This is a genomic window from Mesorhizobium sp. M0618 (assembly GCF_040320765.1).
In the GTDB taxonomy this organism is placed as follows: Bacteria; Pseudomonadota; Alphaproteobacteria; order Rhizobiales; family Rhizobiaceae; genus Mesorhizobium.
The window spans coordinates 1-10,861 of sequence record NZ_JAMYQH010000061.1 but is presented as its reverse complement, the minus strand read 5'-3'; the positions used below and the strand labels follow the sequence as shown (position 1 = coordinate 10,861).

Genomic DNA, 10,861 nt, shown 5'->3' with positions numbered 1-10,861 from the left:
GCAGGCCGGCGGCCGACAGGATCTGCTTGGTTCGGCTCGCCTGCTGCTGCTGGGCGTCGCGCTCGGCCTGCGAGCGCTTGAGATGACGGATCGACGCGGTCGCGGCAGCCGCGATCGCCGGCGGCAGTGCCGTGGTGAAAATGAAGCCCGGCGCATAGGAACGCACGGCGTCGATCACGGCGCTGGTGCCGGTGATGTAGCCGCCCAGCGTGCCGAATGCCTTGGCCAGCGTGCCTTCGATGATGTCGATGCGGTCGGCCAGGCCTTCTCGCTCGGTGATGCCGCCGCCGCGCGGCCCGTACATGCCGACGGCATGGACCTCGTCGATATAGGTCATGGCGTTGTAGCGCTCGGCGAGTTCGACGATCTCTCTGATCGGCGCGATGTCGCCATCCATCGAATAGACGCTTTCGAAGACGATCAGCTTGGCGCGTTCGAGCCCCGCCGCCTGCAAAAGGCTTTCCAGATGCGCCACGTCGTTGTGGCGGAAGATCTTCTTCTCGGCGCCGGAACGCCGCACGCCTTCGATCATCGAGGCGTGGTTCAATTCGTCCGAGATGATCAGGCAGTTGGGCAAAAGCTTCGCGATGGTCGAGATCGAGGCTTCGTTGGAGACGAAACCGGAGGTGAAGACCAGTGCCGCTTCCTTGTCGTGCAGATCGGCAAGCTCCACCTCGAGTTCGACCAGCGGGTTCGAGGTGCCGGAAATGTTGCGGGTGCCGCCGGCGCCCGAACCCATTTTGCCTGCCGTATTCTGGAACGCGGCGATGACGTCGGGATGCTGGCCCATGCCAAGATAGTCGTTGGAGCACCAGACGGTGATTTCCTCGGCGCGGCCATTGGAACGCCAGATGGCGCGCGGGAACTTGCCCGCGATGCGCTCCAGGTCGGCGAAAACGCGGTAGCGACGCTCGGCATGGAGCTGGTCGATCGCTTCCTCGAAGAACCGCTGATAGTTCATGTCGACTTCCCAATTTTTGCGCGGGATCATAATCATTGGCCTGTTGGTCGTCCACCTGGCCTTTTTGGTCAAAATGCCACGCCCCGGACCTGTTCCTAACGACCACGGATCGTGGCCTATTCCCTTGATGTGGATCAACTTTGTTTCAGGACGATGCCACTGGCCGGCAATGCCGGTTACCACGGGTTCCAATGGTCATGCGGCGGGCTTTCCAGTAGAGCGGGGGTTGAGACAGTTTCCGATAAATCTTGGATAAGCGAGGACGCGGATGACGGTTTTGGTTACAGGCGGCGCCGGTTACATCGGCAGCCATATGGTCTGGGAGCTGCTGGATGCCGGCGAAAGCGTGGTCGTTCTCGACCGTCTTTCCACCGGTTTCGAATGGGCGGTGGCGCCCGAGGCCAAGCTGGTCGTCGGCGATGTCGCCGACCGGGAATTGGTCGGCTCGGTCATCAGGGAGAACAAGGTCGACGCGATCATTCATTTCGCCGGCTCGATCGTGGTTCCGGAATCGGTTGCCGACCCGCTCAGCTACTATGAGAACAACACCTCGAAGACGCGCACGCTGATCGAAACCGCGGTGCGCGAAGGCGTGCCCAATTTCATCTTTTCCTCGACCGCCGCCGTCTATGGCGGCGCCGGGCTGGAGCCGGTGCGCGAGGACGCCCGCCTGTCGCCGGAATCGCCCTATGGCCTGTCCAAGCTGATGAGTGAGTGGATGCTGCGCGACGCGTCGATCGCGCATAGCCTGCGCTATACCGCGCTGCGCTACTTCAACGTCGCCGGCGCAGACCCGAAGGGCCGCACCGGCCAGTCGACGCCGGGCGCCACCCATCTGATCAAGGTTGCCTGCGAGACGGCACTCGGCAAGCGGCCGTTCATGCAGGTGTTCGGCACCGATTATCCGACGCCGGACGGCACCTGCATGCGCGACTACATCCATGTCAGCGACCTGGCGGCGGCGCATCGCCTGGCCCTGCAACGGTTGCGCGCCGGGGGCACCAGCCTCGTCGCCAATTGCGGCTACAGCCATGGCTATTCGGTGCTCGAGGTCATCGACAGCGTGCGCCGCGCCTTCGGCCATAATTTCGAGGTGAAGATGGGCGATCGCCGTCCCGGCGATGCCGCGGCGGTGGTTGCCAATTCGGATCTCGCCCGCGCCGAGCTCGGCTGGACCCCGCAACGCGACGATCTCGACCAGATCGTCGCCGACGCGCTCGCCTGGGAGCGCATCCTGACCGGCAAGAACTCCGCGCGCGGCTGAACCGGGTCCTCCCAAGGGCTCGCAAGGCGGGCAGTGAAGCGCTATTGAAGGCATTCGCGGCAAGGCGCGGAGGCGCCGCACCGCGAGGAGCTCTTGGGGGATGGCATGAAAATAACGGTGCTCGGGGCCGGTGTCGTCGGTACGGCGGCCGCCTATTATCTGGCCAGCGACGGCCATGAGGTGACAGTGATCGAGCGCCATCCGGCGGTGGCACAAGGCACCAGCCAGTCCAACGCCGGCCTGGTGTCACCGGGTGACGCCACCGCCTGGGCCTCGCCGGCGGCTTTGAAGACCTTCCTGCGCGGGCTCTACAACCATGATCTCGGCATCAAGGTCAGGCTGCGCCTCGATCCCTATTTCCTTGCCTGGAGCATGCGTTTCTTGCGCCAGTGCACGGTGGCGCGCCTGCGCGCCAACACCGACATCAAGCTCAGGCTCGCGCTCTATTCGCGCGACTGCATCAATGCGCTTTCGGAAGCCACCGGCATCCACTACGATGAGCGCAAGAAGGGCATTCTCTATTTCTTCCGCTCGCAAAAGAGCCTCGACACCGGTACCGACAATTACCGTTATCTTGCCAAGCACGGCCTGCCGATCGAAATCGTCGGCCGCGACCGGCTGGTCGAGCTGGAACCAGGCCTTGCCGGCGTCAAGGACAAGATTGCCGGTGGCGTCTATTCGCCAACCGACCAGACCGGAGATTCCAAGCAGTTTGTCGACAGGCTGGCCGCCTATGCTGCCGAGAAGCTCGGCGTCAAATTCCTGTTCGCAACGACAGTCGAAGGCCTCGACATCGAGGGCGATCATGTGCGCGCGGTGATGACGTCGGCCGGCCCGGTCGCTGGCGATGCCGTGGTCATCTCGATGGGACCGGAGAGCGGCCTGCTCGGGCGCCGCTACGGCATCGACCTGCCTGTCTATCCGGTAAAAGGCTATACCGCGACGATTCCCTTGGAGGACGAAAGCAAGGGACCGACCATGGGCGGCGCCGACGAGGACCGGCTGATCGGCTATTCCAGGCTGGGCAACCGCTTGCGGATGTCCTCGACGGCTGAATTCACCGGCTTCGATCGAACTTTCAAGCCCGCCGATTTCAAGACGATCATCAGCACCGGCAAGGATCTTTTCCCAGGTGCCTTCGACGAGAAGAAGGCTGTGTTCTGGGCGGGCCTGCGGCCGATGATGCCCAACTCGGTGCCGGTCATCGGCCAGGCGCGCTACAAGAACCTCTATCTCGACACCGGCCACGGTCATGTCGGCTGGACCATGGCCTGCGGCTCCGGCAAATTCCTTGCCGACCTCGTTTCCGGCCGCAAGCCGGAGATCGACCCGCAGGGACTGGTCTACGGGAGCTAGAGATGTCGGGACCGCAAGTCGCCATCGACCTTGGCCGCATCGAGCGCAATGCGCGCACGATCGTCGAGCGCTGCGCGCTGTCGGGCATCAAGGTGTTCGGCGTCACCAAGGGCACCTGCGGCATGCCGCAAGTGGCGCGCGCCATGCTGCGTGGCGGCGTTGCGGGCATCGCCGAATCGCGCTTCGAGAACATCCGCCGGCTGCGCGACAGCGGCATCAACGCGCCGATCATGCTGTTGCGCAGCCCGCCGATGGCGCGTGTCGAGGAGGTGGTGCGCACCGTCGACATCAGCCTGCAGTCGGAACTCGCCACCATCCGCGAGATTTCGCGCATCGCCGAGCGCATGGGCCGGGTCCACGACATCATGCTGATGATCGATCTCGGCGATCTTCGGGAAGGCATCTGGCCAAACGACCTGATCCCGACGGTCGAACAGATCCAGGCATTCAAGGGCGTGCGCATCGCCGGCATCGGCACCAATCTCGGCTGTTTCGGCGCCATCATGCCGACGCCGGAAAATCTCGGCCAGCTCGTCGCCCACGCCTACAAGACCGAGCGCCTGTCCGGCAAAAGCCTCGACTGGATTTCCGGCGGCGCCTCGTCGTCGCTGCCGCTACTGCTCGAAGGCAAGCTGCCGGCCGGCATCAACAATCTGCGGGTCGGCGAGGCGATCCTGCAAGGCGGCGTCGAGACCTTCCGCGACACGCCATGGGCCGAACTCGAACCCGATGCCTGCAGGCTGACCAGCGACATCATCGAGGTCAAGCTCAAGCCGTCACGGCCGATCGGCCAGTCCGGCTACGACGCCTTCGGCAACCAGCCGGTCTTCCCCGACGAGGGCGACAGGCTGCGCGCCATTGCCAATATCGGCCGTGAGGACGTGCTGGTCGAGGGGCTGACGCCGATCGCCAAGGGCATACGGGTACTCGGTGCCTCCAGTGACCATTTGCTGCTGGATGTCGCCGACGCCGATCCGCCGCCGGCCGTCGGCGACCGCCTCGCCTTCCGCATGAGCTATGGCGCCATGCTGCTGGCGATGACTTCGGAATATGTCGAGAAGGCCCCGATGCACGACGTCGAGGATTTTTCCGGCCGCAAGATGGTGCAGATCACGGCCGAACAAGGGGCGGCCGGCATCCTAGCCCGGGAAGGCACCGGCGCGCGGCTGGAAGCAATGAATTTCGACGTCGTCGAGTTGGCCGATATCGAGCGGCCGCCATCGGGGCTGATCCGGCTGACTGCCGGCGCCGACCGTCGCATCGCCCACAAGGCGCTGACCGCAACGGCGCGCGCGACGCATTCCTTCGGCCTGATCTGGATCGATTCCATCGCCGCCCTGATGCCCGAGGACGAGGACGGCATCGACCTGCCGGAAGGCTCGGTCTTGGCGCGTACCCTCGGCCTCGACCACAAGGCGGGTGCGCTGCAGCCGCAGCTGTCGCCGGAGAATGTCGTCATCGTCGGCTTGCGCCACGCCGATCCGGCCGAAGCGCGGGTGTTGAAGGATTCACGCGTCTCCGCCTTCACCATGACCGATATCGATGCCATGGGCATGCGCGACCTGATGCATGAAGCGATCCGCATCGCCACATCGGGCACGCAAGGCTTCCATGTCAGTTACTCGCCTACCGCAACCGAATTCGCAGGCTGGGCTGCGGGCTCCGGAGGGCTGACCGTGCGCGAAACGCATCAAGCGATGGAGGCGATCGCGCTCTCCGGCGGTCTGCTGTCAATGGATGTTTCGGGCTTGACCGCGGATCTGGAGCCCCGGATCGGCACCGACGTGATCAACTTCGTCATGTCGGTTTTCGGCAAGCGGATCTTGTAGTTGAGCATGATCCCGAAAAGTGGGTTCCGGTTTTCTCGGACAAACGGAAACCGTTTGTCCAGAGATCATGCCCAAACAGACGGGCCCTATCCCTGCACTTCGACCGCCGCGCGCCAGGCGCTGACGTAGTCCGCCCAGACAGGGTCGGTAGGCGGCTCCATTGTTTCGCCTTTGCCTTGTGCCATCAGTTGATCGGTTGCCAGCAGTGCAGCGCCGATGCTGGTGCCGGTGGTGGTCTCGGACGCAACGACGGCGCGTGCCGTGCTTGCCGCCAGCATCCCGACAAAGAGCCGGTTGCAGGCAAAGGGGCCTTCGACAGTGGTCGGGCCGTCGGCGCCAATCAGGTCGAGACAGGTCGCCGTCATCAACGCCAGATAGAACGAGATGGCGGCAAAGCGCTGGCCATTGTTCATGCCGTCGGCGTTGAGCCATGCCGTGGCATGATGCGGGAACGGCCCCGATCCTTGCTGGGTCGATGGCAGCAGCAGGGTCTTTCGCGCCAGAACGGCGCCGACATCAGCTTCGGTCCACTGCTCCGGCTGGTCCTTTGTCAGCACGGAAAACTCGCGGCCGCCCATGAAGCGCGCCGAGGGAACGGGATTGCCGAGTGCGTTGACATTGACCAGCGTGTCGCGCGCGGCATCCAGCGCAATCTGTGTGCCGCCGACCGCCATCGACACCACCCAGGTGCCGGTCGAGACGACGGAGAAAGGCGGTTTGTCGGACAGCAGATGCGGCAGCAGCGAGGCGTTGGAATCGTGCAGGCCGCAGAAGACCGGCGTTTGCGGATCGAGTTCGGTTCGCACCGCAACAGCGGGCAGGATCGGGCCGAGGCGATCTCGGGCCGGCCGCACCGGCGCCATCAGCCCGCGCCATTCCAGGCTGTCGACCAATGATGAAAAATCCGCCGTCCACGGGTTCCACAGATCGGTGTGGCAACCAAGCGAGGTCACTTCGTTGGCGGCGACGCCGCTCAGGCGCAAGGCCCAATATTGCGGGTACATCAGCATCGCGGCAGCCTTGGCGAATTCGGCCGGGAAGCTTTTCTGCTGCCAGAAGAATTGTGCGCCGAGATTGAGGCCTAGCGGCAGGCGCGGCGTGCCGGTCTCGGCGAAAGGCGGGCGGATCGCGTCATAATCCACGACCAGCCTGTCGGGGCCATCGAATTCATAGTCGAGCACCGGCAGCACCAGTTCGCCCGAGGCGTCGACCAGTGCGCCCGTCGCGCCATGGGTCGTGATCGATATGGCGTCGACGCGCTGTTCGCGGTTGAGGCCGGCAAGGCTGTCGAGGATGAATGTCCACAGTGCCTCGACATCGTGGTGCGGGTAGGGCGCTTGCCGCACCGGCGCATTCGCCATGCGGCGCAACGCCACTTCGCTCAACGTCGCTAGGTCGACCAGCGCCACCTTGGCGTTGGTCTTGCCGATATCGATGACGGCGACGTGGCGCATCGCACTCATGCCATATGGAACACGGTTTCCAGCGGCACGGCCACTGGCTCGTTGTCCGGCATGGTTTCCATGATGTCGGCCATGTGTGCCCACCAGCGCTGCATCACCGGATGCTTGGGCAGATCGTCCATGCCGTGGTCGTCTCGCCGCCACAGCACGCCGAACAGGACGTTGGTCTCCTCGTCGAGATGGATGGAGTAATCGGACACGCCGGCCTGCTTCAAGAGCGCAACCAGTGACGGCCAGATCTCGTCATGGCGCTTCTTGTATTCGGCCTTCATGCCGGGCTTGAGATTCATCTTGAACGCATATTTCTGCGGCATCAGCTGTTACCACGCAGCCGCCGCCAGACGATTGGCAGCGCGATGACGATGATCAGCAGCAGGCCGATGAAGATCGACATGACGATGCCGGGCACGTTGAGCAGGCCGAGGCCGAAGGTCACCAACCCCATGATGAAGGCGGCAAGCACGACGCCTAAAATGCTGCCAGCGCCGCCGAGAATGCTGACGCCGCCGAGCACCACCATGGTGATGACTTCCAGCTCGTAGCCCTGTGCGATCGAAGGCCGGGTCGAACCGAGCCGCGAGGTAATCAGCACCGAGGCGATGCCCGACATCAGCCCGGTCAGGCAGAACAGGATGAACTTGGTGCGGCCGACGCGCACGCCGGAAAATTGTGCTGCGACCGGGTTGTTGCCGATGGCAAAGACACGGCGGCCGAAACTCGTGCGGTGCAGCAAGAACCAGTAAACGACGGCCGCGATGAGGAAGAGCACAAGTTCGAACGACACCACCCACCAGACATAGCCCTGGCCGAAAAAGGCGAAGCTTTCGGGATAGCCCTTGTAGGCCTGGTCGCCGAGGATGATGAAGGCGATGCCGCGAAACAGACTCATCGTGCCGATGGTGACGACGATGGACGGCAATCCCAACCTTGTGACGAGCAGTCCGTTGAAGGCGCCGCAGCCGAGCCCGACGACAATGCCGATCAGCACCAGCACTGGCGTGCCGGCGCCGGCCTGCACCGCCATGCCCATCATGGTCGAGGCGAGCGCGATGATGGCGGCCACGGACAGGTCGATTTCGCCGGAGATGATCAGCAACGCCATGGCGAAGGCGATCAGGCCCTTCTCGGTGAAATTGAAGGTGAGATCGGACAGCGAGTACGGGTCGAGGAAATAGGGCGAGGCGAAGCTGTTGATGGCGAAGATGGCGACCGCCACCACCACCAGCAGTGCTTCCCAGGAAAAGATCGCCGCACGGAACGGCTTGTCGAGCCGGTCGGGAATGTGGCGCGGGGCGGGGATGTCGGTCATGCCGCCTCCACTTTCCGCAGGATGATGCGGCCCTGCCGGCGTTCGCCGCGCGCATTGAGCACGACGGCGAGGATGATGGCGCTGCCCGAGATCGCCATCTGCCAGAAGGGCGAGATGTTGATGACCGGCAGCGCGTTGGAGATGATGCCGAGGAACAGAGCGCCGAGCACCGCGCCGCCGACCGAACCGATGCCGCCGGCGATCGAGATGCCGCCGATGACGCAGGCGGCGATGATGTTGAGCTCATAGCCGTTGGCGACCTCGACCGAGGCGATCACATAGCGCGAGATCCAGAGATAGCCTGAGAGGCCGCCAATCATGCCGGAGATGCAGAAGACGATGAACTTCGTCCGGCCGACATCGATGCCGGCATAGACCGATGCCGTCGGGTTGACGCCGATGGCATAGATCGAGCGACCGAGCGCGGTGCGTGTCATCAAGATGAAGAACAGCCCGATGACCAGGATGGCGATCCACGATAGCACCGGAATGCCGAGGAAGGCGGCGCGCTGAAAGCCGATGAAGTCCGGGCTCATCTTGTCGGCATTGACCCAGGCGCCACCGGACAGGACGAAGGTGGCGCCGCGATAGATGGTGAGTGTGCCCAACGTCACCACGATCGAGGGGATGTTCAGCCGCCAGACCAGCAGGCCGTTGATGGCGCCGAGCACCAGGCCGACGGCCAATGCGATGACGATCAGCAGCGGGATCGGGATTGCCGGATGCGCGGCGTTCAGCATGGCCACCACCATGCCGGTGAAGCAGAGGTTGGACGCCATCGACAGATCGATCGACCGGGTCAGGATGACAACCATCTGGCCCAGCGCCAGGATCATCAGGATCGAGGTGTCATTGAACACCTGGCGCAGATTGCCGGGGTCGGCAAAGGCCGGGAAGCGCGTCGAGATCAATCCGATCAGCACGATGATGGCCGCGAACAGCCAGATTTCGCGGTATTTGAGGAATGCCTTCATGCCGCGATCCCTGCTGCCGTCCTGACCAGCGTCTCGGCGTCGAGCCCCTTGTTGTCGTAGACCGCCGCGACGAGACCTTCGCGCATGACGACGACGCGGTCGGACATGCCGAGGATTTCCGGCAGTTCCGACGATACCATGATCACCGACAGGCCCTGTGCCACCAGTTCGGCCATGAAGCCGTGCACGGCGGCCTTGGAGCCGATGTCGATGCCCTTGGTCGGCTCGTCCAGGATGATCACCTTGGGCGCGGTCGCCAGCCATTTGGCGATGACGATCTTCTGCTGGTTGCCGCCCGACAGCGTGCCGACATCCTGGCTGAGCGAGGAGGCCCTGAGGTCGAGCCGCTCGGTGTAGGAGCGGGCGAGCGAAAACTCTTCAGCCAGCCGCAGCAGGCCGGATCTGGAGGTGCGCTTGAGCGAAGGCAGCGAGACGTTCTGGAAGATCGGCAGGCCGATCACCACGCCTTGCTTGCCGCGTTCTTCGGGCACGTAGACGATGCCGGCATCGATCGAATCCGCAGCCGATTTCGGCGCGATCACCTTGCCCTCCAGCGTGATCGTGCCGCTTGAGGTGCGGGTGATGCCCGATATCGCCTGCATCACCTCGCTGCGCCCGGCGCCGACAAGGCCGTAGAAGCCGAGGATCTCGCCCTTGCGCAATTCGAAGCCGATATCGTTGAATTCGGTCGGATGCGACAGGCCGGAAACGGAAAGCACCGGCGCGCCGATCTCGGCCTTGCGCTGCGGGAAGATGTGGTCGACCGCGCGGCCGACCATCAGACGCACGATCTGGCTCTGGCCGGCATCCTTGATCAGGCCTTCGCCGACCATTTCGCCATCGCGGAACACCGTGTAGCGGTCGGCGATACGGTAGATCTCGTCGAACTTGTGGCTGATGAACAGGATCGCCTTGCCTTCGCTTTTGAGGAATTCGATCAGCAGGAAAAGCTCCTCGATCTCCTTCATCGAAAGGGCGGCGGTCGGCTCGTCCATGATGACGATTTGCGCGTCGATCGACATGGCACGCGCAACCGCGACCAGATGCTTGTTGGCGATGCCGAGGTCCTTCAGCCGCGCGTTGGCGTCGATATGGCCGGCATGCATGGTGTCGAGCACTTCGCGCGCATTTTTGCGCATCGTGCGCCAGTCGATGGTGCTGAAGCGCGTGCGCGGTGCGTGGCCGAGAAAGATGTTCTCGGCAACCGTCAAATCGTCGAACAGCACGGTTTCCTGGTGGATGGCGGTGACGCCGTACCCGAAGGCGGCATGCGCGCTGGGCAGGGTGACGGCCTCGCCGTCGATGCTGATTGTGCCCGTGTCGGGCTGGTAGATGCCGGTCATGATCTTGACCAGCGTCGACTTGCCGGCGCCGTTTTCGCCGATCAATGCCGTCACCTGGCCCGGATAGAGCGACAGGCTGACATTGTGCAGCGCGCGCACGCCGGGAAAGCTCTTGGAGATGCCGGACAGCGTCAGGCGTGGAGCCGAGGCCAGAGGCCGCTCCTTCACCGTGCCGGGTTGGGCTGTCGTGTCCATAGTCGTATCAAGCCCTGAAACAAGGTCCGTTTAAAGTCGCGGGGGGGGGGGGGGCCCCCCCCCGCCCCACAAAAAGGGGGCCCAAAAAAAAAAATATTAGAAAAATTAGAAATTTGTAATTTTTGAAGTGTATGGGGGGCGCCGCGCCCGCCCAAATATTTAGTGAG

9 protein-coding genes are annotated in these 10,861 nt (G+C 63.6%); 3 read left to right on the top strand and 6 right to left on the bottom strand.

Annotated features, from left to right (window positions below; all coding sequences use genetic code 11):
* Positions 1-961, bottom strand: a 961-nt coding sequence (gene hemA, locus NKJ04_RS33160) for a 5-aminolevulinate synthase (protein WP_352680043.1), incomplete at its 3' end; no start/stop codon positions are given.
* A 268-nt stretch (positions 962-1,229) separates the two neighbouring features.
* Here hemA and galE point away from each other — a divergent pair.
* The 3 genes from galE (at position 1,230) to NKJ04_RS33145 (ending at position 5,410) form a co-directional block, all read left to right on the top strand.
* Positions 1,230-2,225, top strand: coding sequence for a UDP-glucose 4-epimerase GalE (gene galE, locus NKJ04_RS33155; protein ID WP_352680041.1), 996 nt, complete (start codon positions 1,230-1,232; stop codon positions 2,223-2,225).
* A 105-nt stretch (positions 2,226-2,330) separates the two neighbouring features.
* Positions 2,331-3,581, top strand: a complete 1,251-nt coding sequence (locus tag NKJ04_RS33150; protein ID WP_352680039.1) for a D-amino acid dehydrogenase — start codon at positions 2,331-2,333, stop codon at positions 3,579-3,581.
* A gap of 2 nt (positions 3,582-3,583) precedes the next feature.
* Positions 3,584-5,410 carry an alanine racemase gene (locus tag NKJ04_RS33145; RefSeq protein ID WP_352680037.1) on the top strand — a complete coding sequence of 609 codons (1,827 nt, stop codon included), beginning with the start codon at positions 3,584-3,586 and terminating at the stop codon, positions 5,408-5,410.
* Between the two features lie 86 nt (positions 5,411-5,496).
* Here NKJ04_RS33145 and NKJ04_RS33140 read toward each other — a convergent pair whose 3' ends face one another.
* The 5 genes from NKJ04_RS33140 to NKJ04_RS33120 are packed head-to-tail and all read right to left on the bottom strand — an operon-like array spanning position 5,497 to position 10,694.
* Positions 5,497-6,873 carry an FGGY-family carbohydrate kinase gene (locus NKJ04_RS33140; protein WP_352680035.1) on the bottom strand — a complete coding sequence of 459 codons (1,377 nt, stop codon included), beginning with the start codon at positions 6,871-6,873 and terminating at the stop codon, positions 5,497-5,499.
* Positions 6,870-7,187, bottom strand: coding sequence for an L-rhamnose mutarotase (rhaM, locus tag NKJ04_RS33135; protein WP_352680033.1), 318 nt, complete (start codon positions 7,185-7,187; stop codon positions 6,870-6,872). Before rhaM ends, NKJ04_RS33140 begins: the two co-directional genes overlap by 4 nt.
* Positions 7,187-8,182, bottom strand: coding sequence for an ABC transporter permease (locus NKJ04_RS33130; protein WP_352680031.1), 996 nt, complete (start codon positions 8,180-8,182; stop codon positions 7,187-7,189). The genes rhaM and NKJ04_RS33130 overlap by 1 nt, the downstream gene beginning before the upstream one ends.
* Positions 8,179-9,156: an ABC transporter permease gene (locus tag NKJ04_RS33125; RefSeq protein WP_352680029.1), complete on the bottom strand. Its 978-nt coding sequence runs from the start codon at positions 9,154-9,156 to the stop codon at positions 8,179-8,181. Before NKJ04_RS33125 ends, NKJ04_RS33130 begins: the two co-directional genes overlap by 4 nt.
* Complete coding sequence (locus NKJ04_RS33120) at positions 9,153-10,694, bottom strand: sugar ABC transporter ATP-binding protein (RefSeq protein WP_352680027.1); 1,542 nt, start codon at positions 10,692-10,694, stop codon at positions 9,153-9,155. The genes NKJ04_RS33125 and NKJ04_RS33120 overlap by 4 nt, the downstream gene beginning before the upstream one ends.
* Positions 10,695-10,861 lie beyond the last annotated feature (167 nt).

Bases quoted from the DNA above. Each gene is read 5' to 3' on its own strand.
- galE (WP_352680041.1), top strand. From the start codon at position 1,230: ATGACGGTTTTGGTTACAGGCGGCGCCGGTTACATCGGCAGCCATATG.
- NKJ04_RS33150 (WP_352680039.1), top strand. From the start codon at position 2,331: ATGAAAATAACGGTGCTCGGGGCCGGTGTCGTCGGTACGGCGGCCGCC.
- NKJ04_RS33145 (WP_352680037.1), top strand. From the start codon at position 3,584: ATGTCGGGACCGCAAGTCGCCATCGACCTTGGCCGCATCGAGCGCAAT.
- NKJ04_RS33140 (WP_352680035.1), bottom strand. From the start codon at position 6,873: ATGAGTGCGATGCGCCACGTCGCCGTCATCGATATCGGCAAGACCAAC.
- rhaM (WP_352680033.1), bottom strand. From the start codon at position 7,187: ATGCCGCAGAAATATGCGTTCAAGATGAATCTCAAGCCCGGCATGAAG.
- NKJ04_RS33130 (WP_352680031.1), bottom strand. From the start codon at position 8,182: ATGACCGACATCCCCGCCCCGCGCCACATTCCCGACCGGCTCGACAAG.
- NKJ04_RS33125 (WP_352680029.1), bottom strand. From the start codon at position 9,156: ATGAAGGCATTCCTCAAATACCGCGAAATCTGGCTGTTCGCGGCCATC.
- NKJ04_RS33120 (WP_352680027.1), bottom strand. From the start codon at position 10,694: ATGGACACGACAGCCCAACCCGGCACGGTGAAGGAGCGGCCTCTGGCC.